This is a genomic window from Pseudonocardia sp. ZF1 (genome assembly GCF_056835605.1).
Genome location: NZ_JAJNBY010000001.1, coordinates 2,167,416 through 2,185,439, shown reverse-complemented (window position 1 = coordinate 2,185,439; position 18,024 = coordinate 2,167,416). Strand labels below are relative to the sequence as shown.

The window sequence follows — 18,024 nt, the reverse complement described above, 5'->3', positions numbered from 1 at the left end:
ATGGCGCCGACCGCGCCGCCGTCCGGGCCACCGGCTCCCACCGAGCCCGGTGCCCCGGCGGCACCCGGGTCGTCGGCGCCGCTCGCGGCCGGCGGCGCGCCGCGCCGGGAACGGCGGGCCGGGCTGACCGTGCGCGGGCGCTGCCTGCTCGCCGGCGGCGCCGCGATGGTCGTCTCGGCGATCGCGCTCGACGAGCGCGACCTCGTCCGGATCGGCGCGTTCGTGCTGTTCCTGCCGCTGCTGGCACTCGTCGTCGCGCTGCGGTCGCGCCGCTCGCTGCAGGTCGGGCGCACCCTGGAGCCGGCGCGGCTGGAGGCGGGCAGCGGCGGCACGGTGCTGCTGCGGATCGCCGGCGGCGCCCTGCTGGGCGCACTGCGGATCGCCGACCACGTGCCCGACGCCGCCGGTCCCGCCGACCGTTACCCGCCGCGGTTCACCGTGCACCGGCTCGGCCGGCGCGGTGCCCGGGTCGGCTACCCGGTGCGGCCCGCGGTCCGCGGCGCGTACCGGATCGGTCCGCTGCGCGGTCGCGGCACCGACGCGCTCGGCCTCGCCGAGTTCCGCCACGACCTGCTCCCCGCCGACCGGCTGCTGGTCCTCCCCCGGGTCACCCCGCTGACCGGGCGCCCGGCCCTGACCTCCACCGCCGCCGGGCGCGGCGCCGAGGGCGGCAGCCGTCCCGGCCCCGGCACCCCGGACGTGCTGATCCGCCCCTACCGCCAGGGCGACGAGCTGCGCCGTGTGCACTGGCGCTCCAGCGCCCGGCGCGACGAGCTGATGGTCCGCCTCGACGACCGTCCCGACCCGTCCGGGGTGACCCTGCTGATCGACCGGCGCGACAGCGCCCACCGCGGGCACGGGCCCGCCTCCAGCCTGGAGTGGGCGGTGGCGTTCACCGCGAGCGTCGCGGTGCACCTGCTGCAGCGCGGCGAGGCCGTCGCGCTCGTCGACGAGTCCGGCGAGGCCGTCGGCGACGTGCCGCCCGGTGTGACCGGTGCGGACGCCGTCCCCCCGCGGCTGGAGTCGCTCGCGGTGCTGCGGCCCTCGGCGAGCACCGGGTTCACCGCGCCCGGCCCCGGGCCCGGGCACCCGGAGGGTGTGCTCGCGGTGCTCGGCGGGACCGCGCCGCAGGACGTCACCGCGCTGGTCTCGGCCTGGCCGCGCGGCGGGCACGCCGTCGTCCTCGACGTCGACACCTGGTCGGCCGCGACGCGGTCCCGCCCGGCGTCGGTCGCGGCGGCCGCGCTCCGCCGTGCCGGGTGGCACGCCACCGTCGTCACCTCCGACATGACCGTCCAGCGGGCCTGGGCGGACGCCTGCGGCTCGCCCGGTATCGCGGGGGCGACCGGATGAGCGCGCCGACCCGGCCCCCCGTCCGGCCCGCGCCGCAGCCCGCCGCGCCCGTCCCCGATGCCGCACCCGCGGGCCGGACGCCGGGTGCCCCGGCCTGGACGGTCGTGCTGGGACCGGTCGCGACGGTCGTCGCGGTGCTGCTCGCCGGGACGGCGATGAGCTCGGTCGTGCAGGGCGCGACCTGGTTCGCCCACGCCGCCGTCGCGGTCGTGCTGGTCTCGCTGGTCGGCGGCCTGCTGCTGCCGCTGCGGGCCTGGCTGGTCGCGCCCGGCCAGCTGCTGGCCCTGGTCCTGCTGGTGACCGCGTGGTTCACCGGCAGCGGCGTGCTCGGGGTGCTCCCCGGGCCGTCGGCGTTCGGCGAGCTGTCGGGCCTGCTCGGCGGGGCCGGGCAGCAGATCGACAGCGGGCTGCCGCCGGTCGCGGCGAGCCCGGAGATCCTGCTGCTGGTCACCCTCGGGTTCGGCACGATCGCGATCGCGGTGTTCGGGCTCGCGGTGACCGTGGCCGCCCCGGCCGCGGCCGGGGTGCCGCTGCTGGTGGTGTTCGCGGTGCCGACGGCGCTGCAGCCGGACCTGCTGCCCTGGTGGACCGTGGTCGCGGCGACGCTCGGCTACGGCGTGCTGCTGCTCCTGCGCCCGGACCGGCTGCGGCAGATCCCGGCCGGGGCCGCGGTCGTCGCGGTCGCCGTCGTGGGCTCGCTGCTGGCGGGACTGCTGGCATCGTCGGTGGGAACCTCGGGACGCTTCGACGCCACCGGCGGGACCGGGGGCGACGCCGACGGCTCGATCGGGCTGAACCCGTTCACCTCGCTGCGCGGACAGCTGACCCGCAGCGAGCCGCGCCCGCTGTTCAGCGTCCGGGGTCTGCAGACCCCGACCTACCTGCGCGCGCTCACCCTGCAGTCCTACGTGCCGCAGGAGGGCTGGAAGGCGGGGCGCCCGCTGCCGGGCGTGCCGCTGACCGGGCCGCTGCCGCCGTCGACGTCCGGGCCGGCCGCGTCCCAGGACGTGCAGGTCGACAACCTGGGCTTCCGCGACTACTGGCTGCCGGTGTTCGGCGACCCGACCCGGATCGCGGTGAACTCACCGAGCTGGGCCTACGACGCCGACGGCGGCATCGTCTACAGCGAGCGCGCACAGTCCGAGGACGGCTGGACCCAGTCGATGCGGCTGCCGGAGCCGTCGGCCGACCAGCTGCGCGCGGCGTCCGGGCCGACCACGGTCGACCGGTCCTACCTCGACACCGACGGTGTCGACCCACGGGTCACCGCGATCGCCCGGGAGGTGACCGCCGGGGCCACGACGCCGTTCGACCGGGCGATGGCGCTGGAGGACCACTTCACCGGGCCCGGCTCCCCGTTCACCTACAGCCTGGCGACCGCGCCGGGTGGCAACGGCGACGCCCTGGTCGACTTCCTGACCCGCGGCCGGACCGGCTACTGCGAGCAGTACGCCTCGGCGATGGCGGTCATGCTGCGCGCCGTCGACGTCCCGGCCCGGGTGGCGGTCGGTTTCACCGCAGGCGACGCCGACGGTTCCGGGGCCCGCACGATCACCACCGAGGACGCCCACGCCTGGGTCGAGGCGTGGTTCCCCGGCTACGGCTGGATGACCTTCGACCCGACCCCGCTCGCCGACGGCCGCACCATCGACCCGGCCTATGTCCAGCAGGCCCGGGAGCAGGACGGCGGCACGCCCGCCGCCGAGCAGACCCCGCAGCCCGAGCCGTCCGCGACGCCGCCGCCCCCCGAGGCCGGTGGCCCCACCCCGGAGCCTCCGCCCACCGAGGAGCAGGCGGCCGACCGGCCGACGGCCGCGACCGGGTCGTGGTGGCCGCTGGTCGTGGCGCTGCTGCTGGCGGCCGCGGTGCTCGCGGTCGTGCTGACCCCGGGCCTGTGGCGCCGGCACCAGTACTCCCGCCGGGCCGGGCTGGCCCGGGCGGGCGGCGACGGCGCTGCGGCGGCGGCATGGGACGAGGTCCTGGCCGCCTCCCGCGACCACGGGGTCCCGGTGCCGCCCGGGGACACCGTCCGCGCGGCCGCCGACCGCATCACCGAGCGGCACGGCCTGTCCGGGCGCCCCGCCGAGGCGCTGCGGGAGCTGGCGGGCCGGGTCGAGGCGAGCTGGTACGGCGGGATGCTGCCCGAGCCCGGCACGCTCGACGGCCTGGTGGACGAGGTGCGGACGGCGATCGCGGCCGGCGGGACGTCGTTGCGGGCACGGGTGCTGCCTGCCTCGGTGGTGCCGGAGGCGGTCCGGCGCGGGCGCCGCCCGTCCGACGACGACCCGACGGCCGACGACGGCGCCGCCGACACGGCCGGGGAACCTGCCGAGCGCGGCTGACGCGCCCGGCGCGCACGGCCGCCCCGCCCAGCGCGCGCGGCCGACCCGCCCACCGCGGCACGGGGTTCGCAGCCCCCGGCACCCCGGATCAGCGCCCGGCATCCGATCGGGGGCGTCGTCCGGTCGGCGGCATCGTCCGGTCGGCGGCATCGGCCGGCGGCGTCGCCCGGCCGGCGGTGTCGTCCGGCCGGCGGTGTCGTCCGGCCGGCGGTGTCGTCCGGCCGGCGGTGTCGTCCGGCCGGCGGTGTCGTCCGGCCGGCGGCCGTCGGACGGCGCGGGCCGGTCCCGATCGCCGGGCTCCCGTCCCCGGTGACACCCGGGCCCGACGCCGGTACAGCGGACGGCCGGCGCCGGACACACGACGGCGGGGCGGGCCACCGCATCGGTGTCCCGCCCCGCCGGGTGTCGTACGGGCGGCCACGTGGGCCGCCCCGTGTCACTCCTGCTCGAAACGGCGCCGGAAGCGCTCCTCCATACGGCCGGTGAAGCCACCGCCGCTCTCGCCGGACTGCTTGTCCTTCGGGGCGGCCCCGCCCTGACCGGTCGTCTCCTCGCCGCCGCGACGGGCGCCGATCGAGGTGACCGCCAGCAGCGCGCCGCCGAGCATGGCGAGGAAGCCGACGATGCTCAGGATCGGCAGGTCGCCGAGCCAGAGTGCCCGGAAGGGGATCCCGGCGACGAGCAGCACGAGGCCCACCACGAACAGGACGGCGCCCTGGATCCGGCGGCGCCGGGCGGGCTTGCTCCGCCGGCTACCGCTGACCGAGGACGCGAACTTGGGGTCCTCCTGGTAGAGGGCGCGTTCGATCTGTTCGAGCAGGCGCTGCTCGTGCTCGGAGAGCGGCATGCCTTCACCTCCGGCACACGTAATCGGACGGTAGGCCGCATTCAGCCCGGGCCTCCTCGCCCCGGCCGGTACGACGGGCGCCCCAACCTGGGCGTCTGATGTCCAGAGTACGAGGCGAATCGTGCCGCGACCACCCGGACCGTCCAACCCGCTCGGCTGATCGTCGAGCGGGCGGCGTGGCGCGGCGTGTCGTCGCTCACCCGGACTGTCGCAGACCCACCCGGACGGGGGTGGGCAGCCGGGTGAACGCCGGACGACCGGTCACCGACGGCAGCCGGACGGCGACCGTCGGACACCGGCGGCGGGGACGGGTGTCAGTACCGCCGGGCGAGCAGATGCAACCGCGGGGCGACCTCGGCGAGGGCGCCGACCTGCGACGCGAGCGCGTCCAGCTCGTCGCGCTCGTCGCGGCCCGCCGCCTCGCCCTCCTGGCCGGGGCCGGGCAGCCACGCCTCGAGGGTGCCGTCGCCCTGCAGGATCTCGGTCCGCAGCCGTCCGGTCCCGGCGGTGAGCTCCTGCAGCCGGTGCGCGTCGAACCGGCGCAGCAGCCGGTCGTCGGTACCGGTGCGGCCCTCGGGGTCGGTGAGCAGGGCACGGGCCTCGGCGAGCCGGCCGGTGGCCAGCCGCCCGATGAACGCGCCGTAGCGCCCCACCGTGAGCACCGACACCGCCCCGCCCGGGGCGGCGGCCGCGGCGAGCGCGGCGAGCACCCGGCCCGGGCCGTCGACGACCTCGAGCAGCCCGTGTCCCAGCACGAGGTCGGCGCCGTCGGCCGGGGCGACCTCGGCGAGGGTGTCGACGTCGCCGTTCACCGGGGTGATCCGGTCGGTCACGCCGGCTTCACCGGCGCGCCGGGCCAGCGTCGCCAGCGCGTTGGGACTGGTGTCGACGACGGTCACCGCGCAGCCGGCGATCGCCAGCGGCACCGCCCAGGTGCCGCTGCCCCCGCCGACGTCGAGCACCCGGGGCGCGGCCCCGGTGTCCCGGCGGACACGGTCGATCTCCCTGTCCAGCACCCGGAACACGGCGGCCCCGCGCGCTGCTCCGGCCTGCTCGCGTGTCGGCGATCCCACGGCACCGAGACTAGTGGCCCCCGCCGGTGCCCGGCCCGCCCGCCCGGCGGGACGCCCACGACCGGGCGCCCGACGATCACCGGCACTCCGCTCGGCGACCGTGCCGGACCGCACGGTAAGTTGGGTGGGTGCAGGTCGTCGCCACGCTCAGTCTCAAGGGTGGCGTCGGCAAGACCACGGTCGCACTGGGTCTGGCCGGCGCGGCGCAGCGGCACGGCGTCTCCACCCTCGTGGTGGATCTCGACCCGCAGGCCAACGCCACCACCGCGCTCGACCCGGAGCCCACCACGGCGACCGTCGCCGACGTGCTGGACGAGCCGCGCCGCGCAGTCGTCGAACGGGCCATCGCGCCGTCGGCGTGGGGCGAGGGCCTCGACGTGCTGGTCGGCGCGGAGCAGACCGAGCGGCACAACCACCCCGACCCGGGGGCGGCGCAGCTGTACCGGCTGGACCGCGCCCTGCAGCGGCTGGCCGGTGAGCTGATCACCGACGACTCCGGTGGCTCCGAGCACGCCGAGGAGCGCTACCGGCTGGTGATCGTGGACTGCCCGCCGTCGCTGGGGCAGCTGACCCGCAGCGCGCTGTCCGCCGCGGACCGGGCGATCCTGGTGACCGACCCGACGATGTTCTCGGTGTCCGGCGTGCAGCGCGCGTTCGACGCGGTCCAGACCGAGCGCGAGCGGTCCAACGACCGGCTTCAGCCGCTGGGTGTGCTGGTCAACCGGGTGCGGCCGCGCAACACCGAGCACGAGTTCCGGATCTCGGAGCTGCGCGAGCTCTTCGGCCCCCTGGTGTTCAACAGCGTCCTGCCCGACCGCTCGGCGGTCCAGCAGGCCCAGGGCGCCTGCCTGCCGATCCAGGCCTGGGACACCCCGGGCGCCCGGGAGATCTCCGCGGTGTTCACCGCGCTGCTGGGCCGGGTGCTGCGCAGCGCCTCGCGCCCCGCCGCCTCGGCCTGACCGGCCCCTCCCGGCCCGCTCCTCGGCCCCGTCCGCTCGCGTTCTCCTCCGTCCGCCGATCCGCTCCCCCGTGCGGCCCGCCGCCCCGGCGGACGGACCTCACCGGGGCAGCAGCAGCTGCACCCGGGTCACGAACTGCTCGGCCTGGCGCAGCAGGTCGTCGGCGGCGCGCCGGTCGACGTGCCGCCCGATCCCGACCTCGGCCTCGATCCGCAGCCGCGAGCACCCGGCGAAGAACGCCGCCCACTCCTCCAGCTCCGGAGCGACCTCGGCGAGGAGCCGCCAGACGTCGCGCGGGGCGCCCCGGCGGGTCCGGGGCCGGGCCCGCATCGCCAGCACCGCCGCCCCGGCACGCAGCGCGGCGAGGTAGGCGGCCGGGTAGCGGCGCAGCGGCTCGGTCTCCCGGTGCGCCTCGGCGAGCTGCTCGGCGGCCTGGCGCAGCAGCCCGAGCGCGTCCCGCGACGGCGGGGCGGGCGCGGGCGACCGGAGGGGCACCGGCCCGGCCGGCCGGGCCGCGCCCCCGTCCGACGGCACGGGTGCGCCCGGCAGGGGGACCACCTGCCCGGACCGGCCGGCGGCGCCGGTCTCCCCGGCCCGGCCCGGCCGGCCGGTGCACCCGGTCCCGGCCGGGTCCGCACCGGTCCGGCCGCTCCCCCGCCGGGACGGCGCCGCCCCGGCGGCGGCCCCCGTACGGTCGGCGGCGCCCCGTCCCGTGCCCCGGGCCGCGCCGCAGTCCAGCGGCCACAACCCGTCGGCGACCGGCCGCACCCGGCCGGACCGCCGCTCCGGCCGCGCGGCGCCCGCCGGGGCGTCGCCCGGCCGTCGCGCCCCGGCGGACCGCGGCGACGGCAGCGCCAGGTCCAGTTCCATCGTCCTGCTCCGCACGCGCACCTCCCGCATCTCCCGCACCTCTCAGTCGACCTTCACCAGGTCCCACACGCCCGGACCGGACCGCATCCGCAGCACCACCTCGCGCGGCGGCTCCTGCGGGTCCTGCACCGACCGGGCGAGCACCCGCCAACAGCTCAGCCGGTCCCCGCCCACCGGCATCGGCGACGGGAACGGCCACGGGGACTCCTCGATCCACTGGTCTCGAACCCCGGTGACCAGGAAATGTTCCCCGCGGCGCGACGGACGCCGCGAGAACTCGACCGGCTCACCGTTCTGCCAGCGCACGTCGATCGCCGCCGGCTGGCGGGACCGGAACAAACGCGAGAAGCCGCCCACTGGCATCACCACGCCCTCCACCCGGTGGCCGGGCCTCGGTTCCCACCACCGGAATCGGTCTCCGGGACGCCCGGCGACGGGGTGCTTCCCCCACTCCGCCCACCGGACGCCCCGGCGTCGAACGCGCGTTCGACATACGTCAGTAGAACGCGTGTTCGATCGTCGCGTCAAGTCGGGCGACCGGGTGGCGCCACTCACCCACCGGCACCGCGGCGGGGTGCCCGGTCCGGACCCGCCGGGACCGGCCGGACGTGGTGTGATGGGGGCATGTACCCGGACACCGACCCCGCCCCGGCGCGGGCGTGCGGTCCCCACCGGGGCCGGTGCTCGCGGTGACCGCCGCACCGTCGCGTGCGCGCCTGGTCGGCCTCGGCCGCAGCGACTTCGCCGACCGGCTGGGCGAGGCGATCGACGTCTACGTCACCGCGATGGGCTACCCGCGGTCGACCGCACGCCAGCGCCGCTCGCTGTGGCTCGAGCACTCCTACCGGCCGGGCTGGCGCTCGGTCGGCTGGCTCGACGCGCAGGACCGGCTCACCGGCATCGGCTACGGCTACTGGGGCGGCCCCGGGCAGTGGTGGTTCGAGGAGGTCCGGCGCGGGCTGCGCGCCCGTCGCGGGGAGCCCGGGGCCGTGAGCGCCGACTGGCTGACCGACTACTTCGAGCTGACCGAGCTGCACGTCCACCCGCAGGCCCAGGGCTCGGGCATCGGCGAGTCGCTGCTGCGGGCGCTGGCCCGCGACGCCGCCCGGGCCCGGATGCTGCTGTCCACCCCCGAGTACGGTCGCGCCACGCCCGGCCGGGCGTGGCGGCTCTACCGTCGTGCCGGGTTCGTCGACGTGCTGCGCGAGCACCTGTTCACCGGGGACCCGCGCCCGTTCGCCGTGCTCGGGCGCGAGCTGCCGCTGCTCCCCACGGATCACCCGACACACGCCCCCGAGTGACGCCGGGACCGTCGTGCCCGGGTGGCACGATGACGCCATGCCGTCGCACCGCACCGCGCCACCCGCACGCCGTCGATCCCGGACGCGTGCGCTCGTGCTGCTCGCGGTGCTGGCCCTCCTCACGCTGACCGGCTGCACCCGGGTCCAGGTGGCCCTGGCCGTGCAGCCGGACGACACCGTCGACGGCACGATCGTCGTCGCGACGCCCGAGGGCGCGCCGGACGGCCGCGGCCCGCAGCTGGAGGTCCCGGCCGACCTCGCGGGCGATGTCGAGCTGTCGCCGTACGACCAGGACGGCTTCGTCGGCACCCGTGCGGCCTTCGAGAACCTGACCTTCGCCCAGGTCTCGCAGCTGAACCTGCTCGGCGGGAACGCGTCGGGACGGGCGAACCTGGAGCTGCGCCGGGTCGGGGAGCGGATCGCCGTGCAGGGCCGGGCCGACCTGACCACGATGCCGGTGGACCGGGCCGACGTGCGGCTCGCGATGAGCTTTCCCGGCGAGGTCGTCGAGTCCGACGGCGAGACCGACGGCGGCACCGTCACCTGGGAGTTCGTCCCCGGTGAGGTCTCGCAGATCAACGCCTCGGTGATCTCGACCGATCCGAACGCGCCGTCGATCCTGGGCTGGTCGCTGCTGCTGGCCGGGCTCGTCGTCGTCGCGGCGGGGGCCGCCGTGCTGCTGGCCCGGCGCGACCGGAACCCGCCGATCCGGCGCTGAGGGCGCGCCGGACCGGCGGGGGTGGCCGACCGGAACCGGTCAGAGGTCGACCACGACCTTGCCCGTCGTCCCCGCCTCGACGGCCTCGTGCGCGGCGACGACGTCGTCGATCCCGAACCGGGTGACCGGCAGCGGGGTCAGCGCTCCGTGCGCGGCCGCCACGCCCAGCCCGTGGGCCGCGTCGGCCAGCACCGGGCGGGGCACGGTGTAGAGCAGCGCGAACCGCAGCACCGCGTTCGCCCCCACCAGCGCGCGGACCGGGATCGACGGGTCCTGCGGGGTGGCGGCGTAGGAGACGACAGCGCCCCCGTTGCGCAGCACCGCGAGGTCCTGCGCCAGGTTCTGGGCGAGCGAGACCTCGACGATCCGGTCGACCGGTCCGGCGGCGTCGAGGATCGCGGCGCCGGGGTCGCCGTCGCGGTAGTTGACGACGTGGTGCGCGCCGGCGGCCCGGGCCAGCTCGGCCTTCTCCGGACCGGACACGGTGGTCACCACGGTCGCCCCGGCCCAGCGGGCGAGCTGGATGCCGTAGTGCCCGACCGCGCCCGCACCGCCGGTGACCAGCACCGTCCGTCCGGCGACCGGGCCGTCGGCGAACAGGCAGTGGTAGGCGGTCATCGCCGGGACGCCCAGGCAGGCGCCGAGGTCGTCCGGCGCGCCGTCGGGCAGCACGGTGGCCTGCTCGGCCGGCAGCACCGTGTACTGCGCGCAGGTGCCCCACTCGGCGAGCGCGGCGCCGCCGGCACCGCCCGGCGACGCGAGCCAGGTCCAGACCCGCTGCCCGACCCGGGACGGGTCGACCCCCTCCCCCACGGCGTCGATCTCGCCCACGCCGTCCTGGTGCGGGACGCGGACCCCGTCGAAGGGCCGTGACGTGGTGCCGTCGCGGGTCTTGGTGTCGGTCGGGTTGACCGCCGAGATGCGGACCCGGACCCGGACCTGGCCCGGGCCGGGCTGCGGGGTGTCGATCTCACCGACGGTCAGGACGTCGCGGGCGGTGCCCTCACGGGAGTAGCTCACTGCCTTCACCCCGGCCATCCTGCCGTCGCCGGTCCGGGCCCGCACCCGGTGCGGCACGACCGGCGTCAGGCGGCGTCGCGGCGCTCCTCGGCCAGGGCGGCGACGGTCTCGCGGGCGGCGGCCCGGCGGGCCTCGGCGCGACGACGCCGCACCCGCCACCCGCCGACGCCGGCGACGACCACGACCGCCAGGACCACCCAGCCGGCGATCCCGAAGGCCTTCTCGAACTGCTCGGCGGCCTCGCGCAGCAGGAACCCGGCGGTCACGTGCACGGCCGACCAGACCGTCGCCCCGACGACGACGGCGGGCAGGAACCGCCGCAGCGGCAGCCCGGACGCCCCCGCCGCGGCCGGGGTCATCGTGCGCACCACCGGCAGGAACCGGGCGCCGAGCACCGCCCACGGACCCCAGCGGCGCAGGGTGCGGGCGGCGTCGTCCCAGGCGTCGCGGCCCATCCGGCCGATGATCCGCGACTCGCGCAGCCGCGGGCCGAAACGGCGGCCGATCGCGTAGCCGATCGCGTCGCCGCAGGCGGCGGCGACCGCGACCACGCCGGTGACCAGCACCGCGGCCGGGACGTCCGGAACGGCCATCGCGGCGGCGATGAGCACGGTCTCGCCGGGCAGGACCAGCCCGACGCCGATCGTGGTCTCGCCGAGGGTGACCAGCCCCGCGACGAGCACCACCACCCACAACGGGACGGAGGTCAGGAAGTCGATGATCTCGGTGATGGGAGGCTCCTCGGCCGGGGTGACGGGGCCGCGTCAGTCGACGCAGGGCACCCCGTCGGCGGTCAGCTCGGGCTGGGTGTCGGCGGCCGGGGTCGGGTCACCCCGGGGCGCCGCGGCCCGTCCGGTCCCGCTCTCCGTCGGGGCCGGTGCCGCCGGCGCGGCGGTGTCCGCGTCGTCGCCGTCACCGGGATCGGCCGGTGCCCCGGGCGCGGTCAGCCCGGCGAAGAACGCCGTGACCTGCCCCGGGTCGACCTTCACCGCGACGCCCTCGCTGCCGGTCCGGTAGTCGGCCCGGCCGGTGGGGATGGTGCGGAAGGTGACCCGGTCACCGCGCAGCTGCGCCGCGTGGGCGAGCATCGAGGTGAGGTCCCAGCCCTGGTCGAGCACGACGGCACCGTTGACCGCCTGCATCAGGTCGGCGACGGCCGTCGGGTCGGTGAGGGTGCCCGCCGACAGGAGCCGGTGGGTCAGCCCTGCGAGGAACGCCTGCTGGCGACGGACCCGGTCGAGGTCCCCCTCGGGCAGGCCGTGCCGCTGCCGGACGAACTGCAGGGCCTGGGCGCCCTGCACGGTCTGCGGGCCCGCGGCGAAGTCCGCGCCGGAGTAGCTGTCGCGCACCGGGGCCCTGAGGCACACCGGGACGCCGCCGAGCGCGCGGGTGATCTCGGCGAACCCGGCCAGGTTGACCTGGGCGTAGTGGTCGATCGAGACGCCGGTGAGCTCCTCGACGGTGCGCACGAGCAGCCTGCTGCCCGCGGCGTTGGCCTCCCGCTCCAGGTCCGGCCCGCTCAGCCCCCGCCGGATCAGGTCCGGCCGGGCGATCGCCGCCCCGCGCGCCAGCGCAGAGTTGATCTTGTGGTTGCCGAGGCCGGGGACGTCGACCCAGGAGTCGCGCGGGATCGACACCGCGGAGGCGCCGAGGTCGGGGTCGTCCGGGATGCGGACCAGCATCAGGGTGTCGGTGTTGTCCTGGCCGTCGGCGTCGCCCGCGTCCAGGGCGTCGAGGACCTCGCGGGGCAGCGGGTTGCCGCGGGCGTCGACCCGGGAGTCGCTGCCGACCAGCAGGATGTCGGTCGCGCCGTCGGCGACGTGCGGTCCGGTCACGTCCGCGGTGGTCAGACCGCTGGTGCCGCCGACCATGGCCCAGCCGGCGCCGGTGGCGAGGAAGACCGCGACCGACAGTGCCGCGACGAGGCCGCGGACGCGGTGCCGCCGCGGGGCGGGGGCGCCCTGCTCGGCGCGCGGCCAGGGGGCGACCGGGCGCATCGGGGGTGGTGGGGCGGGCGCCGGGGTCGGCGGGCCGGGCCCGCGGGCCGGCCGACGCGGGCCGATCGCCGGGCCGGGCCGGGCCGCCCGACGGAGCACCGGGGACCGCGCGCGACGGACGGGGACCGGCCGGGGCGCCGGGGCGCGCCGCCGGCGGGCCGCCGGAACGGGGCCACGCGCCCGGCGACCGGGTGTCCCGCGGCGCCGCACCCCGGGTCCCGGTCCGCGGCGCGCCCGGAGCCGGCGGGACGCCGGGGACACAGGGTGCGCCGGCCCGGTCCGGACGCGGACGGTCCGGGGGCACCGGACCCGGCGGCGGCGTCACACGATCCCCCGCCCGCGCACGGCGTCCGGCTCCCGCCTGCGCTCCTGCGCGGCCACCACGGTCCGGACCACCTCGACCATGCCGGCGTCCGCGATGACGTAGATCTGGTGGCGGCCCTCGCGGCGGGCGCGGACCAGCCCGGCGAGCTTGAGCTTCGCCAGGTGCTGGCTCACCGTCGCCACCGGCTGGCCGAGGGTCGTCGCGAGGGTGCCGACGTCGCGCGGGCCGTCGGCGAGCAGCCAGACGATCTGCAGCCGCGAGGTCGCGGCGAGCATCCCGAACGCCGCGGCCGCGTCGGCCAGCAGCTCGGGGTCGAGGGGCTGCGGGTCCTCGGGGGCGGTCTCCACCGGGCCTCCAGACAGTTGCGTCACTTACGCAACTGTTACCGTACCGGGCGGCGCCGGACGCGGTGCCGGGGACCGGAGGGGCACCGTTGGACCGGACGATCGGGCGCGACGGTGCCGCGGCGCGGCCACCGCCCCCGCCGGCCGATCCGCCCGTCACGCCCGGCGAGCCCGCGCTGCGGCACTGGGCGGGCGCCGACGCGTTCGCGCTGCTCCGGGGCCTGGAGTCCGCGCGCCGCGGACTGTGCGAGGACACCGCCGCACTACGCCTGCACGCCCACGGCGACAACGCCACCGATGCCGTCCGGCGCCCGGGCGCGGCCGTGTGGGCCCGCCGCGCGCTCGCCGGCCCGTTCTCCGGCCTGATGACCGTGCTCGGGGTGCTGCTCGCCGTCGCGGGCAGCCCCGGCAGCGCGACGCTGGTGCTCGTCGTCGCCGCGCTCGGCGTCGGGCTGCGCCTGTGGCACGCCGCCCGCGGCGACCGGCTGTCGCGGGAGCTGCGCGCGCACGCCGCGACCACCGTGACGGTCCGCCGCCGCCCGGCCCCCGGGACCGCACCGCGCGACAGCGAGGTGCCGCCGGAGGACCTGGTGCCCGGCGACGTCGTGCTGCTCGGCGCGGGCGACCCCGTCCCGGCCGACGCGCGGCTGCTGCACGCCCGGGACCTGCTGGTCGACCAGTCGTCGCTGTCCGGGGAGCTGCTGCCGGTGGCGAAGGCACCGCCGTCGTCACGCGAGCCGCGCCCGGCGCCGCGGCGACGGTCGTCGCGGGCGGGGACCGACGACGGCCCGGTCACCGCGCACCCGGCGCTGCTGTTCGCCGGGAGCACCGTGGTCCGCGGCACCGCGACGGCGGTCGTGCTGGCCACCGGGGCGCACACCCACACCGAGGAGCTGGCCGGGCGCGGCCGCCGTCCCCGTCCGGAGTCCGAGGTGGACCGGGGTCTGCGGTCGGTGCGCCGGGCGCTGGTGCGCTGCATGCTGCTCGCGGCGCCGCTGGTGCTGCTGGTGAACGTCGAGGTGTCCGGTGACGTGCGGCAGGCGCTGCTGTTCGCCGTCGTCGTGACGGTCGGCCTGGCCCCGGAGCTGCTGCCGCTGATCGTCGGGACCACGCTGTTGCGCGGCGCGTACCGGCTGCGCGAGTCCGGGGTGCTGGTGACCCGCCCGGAGGCCATCCACGACCTCGGCTCGATCGACGTCGCCTGCCTGGACAAGACCGGCACGCTCACCGAGGACCGGGTGGTGTTCACCCACTCCGTCGACGTCGACGGTCGTCCCGACCCCGCCCCGGCCGACGCGGCCGCGGTCGCGGTGCGCTTCCAGACCACCCCGCGCGACGGCCTCGACGACGCGGTGTCCGCCGCCGACCGGGACGGGTCGGCGCTGCTGGCCCACGGCCTGCTCACCCGGGTCGAGGAGCTGCCCTTCGACCATTCCCGGCGGCGCTCGGCGATGGTGCTGCGCGACGCGCACGACCCCGGTGAGCTGGTGATCGTGCGGGGCGACCCGGACACCGTGCTCCCCCGCTGCACCCGGGTCGCCCGCGACGGCGGGGCCATGGAGCTGACCGCGTCGCTGCGGGCCGCGGCCGCCGACGCCGCGGCCGGGCACCGCGCGACCGGGCTGCGGGTCGTCGCCGTCGCCACCCGTCGGACACCGCTGCTGCGTCCGCTCGGCGCCGGTGACGACGACGACCCCGAGCGCGACCTGCTGCTGCTGGGCTTCGTCGGGATGGTCGACCCGGTGCGGGAGTCCGCGGCCCGCGCGGTGGAGCGCTTCGCCGAGCAGGGCGTCGCGGTGAAGGTCCTGACCGGCGACGACACCGCTGTCGCCGAGCAGGTGTGCGCGCGGGCCGGGATCGCGGTCACCGGGGTGCTCGACGGCGCCGGGCTCGATGCCCTCAACGACGTCGCGCTGGCCCGGGCGGTGGCGCGCATCACCCTGTTCACCCGGCTCGGGCCGTTGCAGAAGGAGCGGGTCGTCGCCGCGCTGCAGGCCCGCGGGCACACCGTCGGGTTCCTCGGCGACGGCCTCAACGACGTCGGCGCGCTGCGGATCGCCGACGTCGGGATCGGCGTCGACGGAGCGGTGCCCGCCGCCCGGGCGGCCGCGGACATCGTGCTGGCCGACCGCAGCCCCGACGTCGTCGTCTCCGCGGTCGAGGAGGGCAGGCGGACCCTGGGCCGCGCCACCCGCTACCTGACCGTGACCGCGGCGCTGAACGTCGGCAACGCCCTGTCGGTGCTGGTCGCCTCGGCGGTGCTGCCGTTCCTGCCGCTGCTGCCCGCGCAGCTGCTGCTGCAGGGCGTGCTGTTCGGGGTGGCCGCGCTGTCGCTGTCGTTCGACCGGGTCGAGCCGGGCTGGACGGCGCGGCCCCGGCGCTGGGACACCCGCGGGATGCTGTGGTTCATGGCGGTCCTCGGGCCGCTGGCCTCGGCGTTCGACCTGGTCACCTTCTGGGCGGTGTGGCGCTTCCTGGGCCTGGACACCCCGCAGGAGCAGGCGGTGTTCCAGGCCGTCTGGTTCATGGAGGGGGTGCTGTCCCAGGTACTGGTGCTGCTCCTGCTGCGGACCCGGGCCGGGCGCGCCGCGCGGCCGGTGGTGGCGACGGTGACGGCCGTGGTCCTGGCCGGGCTGGCGGTGCCGTTCACCCCGCTCGCCCCCCTGTTCGGGATGGCGGCGCCACCGCCCGCGGTGTGGCCGCTGCTGGCGGCCGTCGTGCTGCCGTTCCTGTCGTGTGTGGCCGCGACGCGGCCGCTGTACCTGCGTCACGTGCTGGGGATCCGCGCCGCGGACGCCCGGCAGGAGAAGGAGAGGATCCGATGACCCCACCCGGACCGACCCAGCTGCTCGTCGTCCTGCTGGTCGTCGTGCTGCTGTTCGGCGCGAAGAAGCTGCCCGACCTGGCCCGCTCGGTGGGCCGGTCCACCCGCATCCTGAGGTCCGAGCTGAGCCAGACCCGCGAGGACGGCGCGGCGCGCTCCGAGGACCGGGCCCTCGAGGAGCGGCCCGCCGGGGAGCCGCCGGCCCGGGAGCGGGTCGCGGAGGAACGGACCACCGGCGAGCGCTGACCGTCGCGGGGCCGGGGACGCACGTCCCCGGCCCCGCGGGCCGGTTCAGAGCAGCGAGGACCAGTAGGTCCAGAAGCGCTGCAGGATCAGCCCGACGACCACCAGGAACCACAGCACCACCGGCACCGCGTGGTAGCCGGTGATCCGGGCGTGCAGCGCACGCGCGCCGCCGCCGAGGGCGTCCAGGGTCGCGAGCAGCGAGTACCAGAAGATCGGGATCGTCACGGCCCACACGACCATGCAGTACGGGCAGAGCGCGCCGATCCGGTACAGGCTCTGGACGATCAGGTAGTGCACGAAGACGACGCCGAGCGCGGACCCGGCCGTCAGCCCCACCCACCACCAGCGCGGGAAGCGGGCCCCGGCCAGCAGGGCCGCACCCGTCGTCACCACGACCGCGAACGCCCCGATCCCGAGCAGCGGGTTCGGGAACCCGAAGAACGCCGCCTGCGGGGTCGTCATGACCGACCCGCAGGACAGCACCGGGTTGATGCTGCACGACGGCGTGTAGGCCGGGTCGATCAGCAGCTCGATGCGCTCGACGGTCAGCGTGAACGCCGAGATCAGCCCCAGCGCGCCGCCGACGACGAGCAGCCACGGCAGGAACCGCGGCACCGGCCCCGGCACGGCCGGGGCGCCGGTGGTGACGCGGGAGAACTCCTCGGTCCGCGCCGCGGCGGGGACGCTCACCGGTTCACCGCGGCGTCGAGGGCGTCGGTGATGTCCTGCACCGAGCGGAGCTGCACCTTCTCACCGTTGACGAAGATCGTCGGGGTGCCCTCGACGCCGGCGGCGAGCCCGGCGTCCTTGTCGGCCTGGATCTTCGCGGCGGTCGCCGGGTCGGCGACGGCGGCGTCGTAGGCGTTCAGGTCGAGGCCGAGGTCCTGGGCGTAGCCGCGGAACACCGTCGCCGCGTCCGGGGACTCGGACCAGTCGCGCTGGGTCTGGAACAGGCGCTCGTACATCGGGTGGAACGCGCCCTGGGCGCGGGCCGCCTCACCGGCGAGCGCGGCGGCCTCGGCGTTCTGGTGCATCGGCAGCGGGAAGTTGCGGAACACGAACTGCACGCGGTCGCCGTACTGCTGCACCAGCTGGTCCATGATCGGCTGGACCTGGCCGCAGGCGGGGCACTGGAAGTCGGCGAACTCGACCAGGGTGGCCGAGGCGTTCGGGGCGTCGTTGAGGCGGGCGGCGTCGGCGGTGACGAGGGTGTCGGGCGCACCGGCGGCGGCGCCGGTCTCCGGGGTGCCGGGCCGCGTCGCGAACAGCAGCGCGGCGACGATCAGCGCGAACGCGCCGACGACGGCCAGGGAGATCTTGACGTTGCGGGTCATCGGGAGTCTTCCTCCACGGGGCCCGGCGCGGTGGCCGGGTCGGAACGGGTGCGGGGACGCGGTGGCGGGGTGACCGCACGCCTCAGTTGCGGTCCACGCAGAGGTGCTCCACCGGCGACGGCGCGCACAGCGTCCGTTCCGGTGCGGCGGGCGGCGCGGTGCCGGTGTGCCCGGCCGCCAGGACGGCGACCACGGCGACCGGCAGCAGCGACGGGACGGGCACGTCGTCGTCGCGGCGGGGGGCCTGCTCGCAGTCCCCCGCGTGCATCAGCGTGAGCGGGTGCTGCGAGCAGTCCGAGCCGACGACGACCGCCGGGGTGGTGCCGTGGGCGCCCGGGGCGGTCGCGACGGCGGGGCCCGCGCACAGCACCAGGGCCAGGACCAGCAACGCCATCGGGGCGAGGACGCGCACGTGCCTCACCCCACTCTCCGCTCCGACCACGGCCGGACGCCTCCGGCAGCGCCCACGAC

At 77.4% G+C, this 18,024-nt stretch carries 18 protein-coding genes; 7 read left to right on the top strand and 11 right to left on the bottom strand.

The window, feature by feature from the left end; genetic code table 11:
* Positions 1–1,353, top strand: a complete 1,353-nt coding sequence (locus ZF1_RS10805; RefSeq protein WP_208827051.1) for a DUF58 domain-containing protein — start codon at positions 1–3, stop codon at positions 1,351–1,353.
* A complete protein-coding gene (locus ZF1_RS10800; RefSeq protein ID WP_476654367.1) occupies positions 1,350–3,695 on the top strand; it encodes a transglutaminase TgpA family protein in 2,346 nt (781 codons plus the stop codon). Before ZF1_RS10805 ends, ZF1_RS10800 begins: the two co-directional genes overlap by 4 nt.
* A gap of 436 nt (positions 3,696–4,131) precedes the next feature.
* On the opposite strand, the gene ZF1_RS10795 is transcribed toward ZF1_RS10800, so the two are convergent.
* Both ZF1_RS10795 and ZF1_RS10790 read right to left on the bottom strand, forming a co-directional pair.
* On the bottom strand, positions 4,132–4,542 hold the full coding sequence (locus ZF1_RS10795; RefSeq protein WP_100880227.1) for a DUF3040 domain-containing protein: 411 nt from the start codon (positions 4,540–4,542) through the stop codon (positions 4,132–4,134).
* A 314-nt stretch (positions 4,543–4,856) separates the two neighbouring features.
* Positions 4,857–5,615 (bottom strand): class I SAM-dependent methyltransferase, encoded by a 759-nt coding sequence (locus tag ZF1_RS10790; protein ID WP_308819803.1) that lies wholly within the window; start codon positions 5,613–5,615, stop codon positions 4,857–4,859.
* 128 nt (positions 5,616–5,743) lie between these two features.
* Between ZF1_RS10790 and ZF1_RS10785 the strand changes: the two genes are divergently transcribed.
* Positions 5,744–6,574 carry a ParA family protein gene (locus tag ZF1_RS10785; protein WP_073573930.1) on the top strand — a complete coding sequence of 277 codons (831 nt, stop codon included), beginning with the start codon at positions 5,744–5,746 and terminating at the stop codon, positions 6,572–6,574.
* A gap of 99 nt (positions 6,575–6,673) precedes the next feature.
* Here the strand turns inward: ZF1_RS10785 and ZF1_RS10780 are convergent, their stop codons facing one another.
* Together ZF1_RS10780 and ZF1_RS10775 are read right to left on the bottom strand one after the other, a co-directional pair.
* Entirely contained in the window at positions 6,674–7,444 is a 771-nt protein-coding gene (locus ZF1_RS10780) for an SAV_6107 family HEPN domain-containing protein (RefSeq protein WP_482637176.1), read from the bottom strand.
* 42 nt (positions 7,445–7,486) lie between these two features.
* Positions 7,487–7,807 (bottom strand): hypothetical protein, encoded by a 321-nt coding sequence (locus ZF1_RS10775; RefSeq protein ID WP_051050348.1) that lies wholly within the window; start codon positions 7,805–7,807, stop codon positions 7,487–7,489.
* Between the two features lie 326 nt (positions 7,808–8,133).
* Here ZF1_RS10775 and ZF1_RS10770 point away from each other — a divergent pair, with 326 nt between their 5' ends.
* The gene (locus tag ZF1_RS10770; RefSeq protein WP_062404536.1) at positions 8,134–8,745 is read left to right on the top strand and encodes a GNAT family N-acetyltransferase; all 612 of its coding nucleotides are present in this window, start codon (positions 8,134–8,136) and stop codon (positions 8,743–8,745) included.
* Positions 8,746–8,782: 37 nt separating this feature from the next.
* Positions 8,783–9,463: an LppM family (lipo)protein gene (locus ZF1_RS10765; RefSeq protein ID WP_482637175.1), complete on the top strand. Its 681-nt coding sequence runs from the start codon at positions 8,783–8,785 to the stop codon at positions 9,461–9,463.
* 39 nt (positions 9,464–9,502) lie between these two features.
* On the opposite strand, the gene ZF1_RS10760 is transcribed toward ZF1_RS10765, so the two are convergent.
* From ZF1_RS10760 to ZF1_RS10745, 4 genes are all read right to left on the bottom strand, one after another.
* On the bottom strand, positions 9,503–10,492 hold the full coding sequence (locus ZF1_RS10760) for an NADPH:quinone reductase (protein ID WP_482637174.1): 990 nt from the start codon (positions 10,490–10,492) through the stop codon (positions 9,503–9,505).
* A 56-nt stretch (positions 10,493–10,548) separates the two neighbouring features.
* Positions 10,549–11,169 (bottom strand): DedA family protein, encoded by a 621-nt coding sequence (locus ZF1_RS10755; RefSeq protein ID WP_405417988.1) that lies wholly within the window; start codon positions 11,167–11,169, stop codon positions 10,549–10,551.
* Positions 11,170–11,247: 78 nt separating this feature from the next.
* On the bottom strand, positions 11,248–12,480 hold the full coding sequence (locus tag ZF1_RS10750; RefSeq protein WP_482637173.1) for an LCP family protein: 1,233 nt from the start codon (positions 12,478–12,480) through the stop codon (positions 11,248–11,250).
* A gap of 321 nt (positions 12,481–12,801) precedes the next feature.
* Positions 12,802–13,152 (bottom strand): ArsR/SmtB family transcription factor, encoded by a 351-nt coding sequence (locus tag ZF1_RS10745; protein ID WP_251784452.1) that lies wholly within the window; start codon positions 13,150–13,152, stop codon positions 12,802–12,804.
* 86 nt (positions 13,153–13,238) lie between these two features.
* On the opposite strand from ZF1_RS10745, the gene mgtA reads away from it, so the two are divergent.
* Both mgtA and tatA read left to right on the top strand, forming a co-directional pair.
* Positions 13,239–15,974 (top strand): magnesium-translocating P-type ATPase, encoded by a 2,736-nt coding sequence (gene mgtA / locus ZF1_RS10740; RefSeq protein ID WP_482637172.1) that lies wholly within the window; start codon positions 13,239–13,241, stop codon positions 15,972–15,974.
* Positions 15,971–16,219, top strand: coding sequence for a twin-arginine translocase TatA/TatE family subunit (tatA, locus tag ZF1_RS10735; protein ID WP_482637171.1), 249 nt, complete (start codon positions 15,971–15,973; stop codon positions 16,217–16,219). The genes mgtA and tatA overlap by 4 nt, the downstream gene beginning before the upstream one ends.
* Before the next feature lie 45 nt (positions 16,220–16,264).
* Here tatA and ZF1_RS10730 read toward each other — a convergent pair whose 3' ends face one another.
* The 3 genes from ZF1_RS10730 to ZF1_RS10720 all read right to left on the bottom strand — a co-directional run bounded on the left by ZF1_RS10730 (position 16,265) and on the right by ZF1_RS10720 (position 17,974).
* Positions 16,265–16,909, bottom strand: a complete 645-nt coding sequence (locus ZF1_RS10730) for a vitamin K epoxide reductase family protein (RefSeq protein ID WP_374107504.1) — start codon at positions 16,907–16,909, stop codon at positions 16,265–16,267.
* Entirely contained in the window at positions 16,906–17,553 is a 648-nt protein-coding gene (locus ZF1_RS10725) for a DsbA family protein (RefSeq protein ID WP_208824505.1), read from the bottom strand. Before ZF1_RS10725 ends, ZF1_RS10730 begins: the two co-directional genes overlap by 4 nt.
* 82 nt (positions 17,554–17,635) lie before the next feature.
* Complete coding sequence (locus ZF1_RS10720; protein ID WP_208824504.1) at positions 17,636–17,974, bottom strand: hypothetical protein; 339 nt, start codon at positions 17,972–17,974, stop codon at positions 17,636–17,638.
* Between the last annotated feature and the right edge of the window lie 50 nt (positions 17,975–18,024).

Coding starts and splice junctions, on each gene's coding strand:
- ZF1_RS10805 (WP_208827051.1), top strand. CDS start 1: ATGGCGCCGACCGCGCCGCCGTCCGGGCCACCGGCTCCCACCGAGCCC.
- ZF1_RS10800 (WP_476654367.1), top strand. CDS start 1,350: ATGAGCGCGCCGACCCGGCCCCCCGTCCGGCCCGCGCCGCAGCCCGCC.
- ZF1_RS10795 (WP_100880227.1), bottom strand. CDS start 4,542: ATGCCGCTCTCCGAGCACGAGCAGCGCCTGCTCGAACAGATCGAACGC.
- ZF1_RS10780 (WP_482637176.1), bottom strand. CDS start 7,444: ATGGAACTGGACCTGGCGCTGCCGTCGCCGCGGTCCGCCGGGGCGCGA.
- ZF1_RS10775 (WP_051050348.1), bottom strand. CDS start 7,807: ATGCCAGTGGGCGGCTTCTCGCGTTTGTTCCGGTCCCGCCAGCCGGCG.
- ZF1_RS10765 (WP_482637175.1), top strand. CDS start 8,783: ATGCCGTCGCACCGCACCGCGCCACCCGCACGCCGTCGATCCCGGACG.
- ZF1_RS10750 (WP_482637173.1), bottom strand. CDS start 12,480: ATGCGCCCGGTCGCCCCCTGGCCGCGCGCCGAGCAGGGCGCCCCCGCC.
- tatA (WP_482637171.1), top strand. CDS start 15,971: ATGACCCCACCCGGACCGACCCAGCTGCTCGTCGTCCTGCTGGTCGTC.
- ZF1_RS10725 (WP_208824505.1), bottom strand. CDS start 17,553: ATGACCCGCAACGTCAAGATCTCCCTGGCCGTCGTCGGCGCGTTCGCG.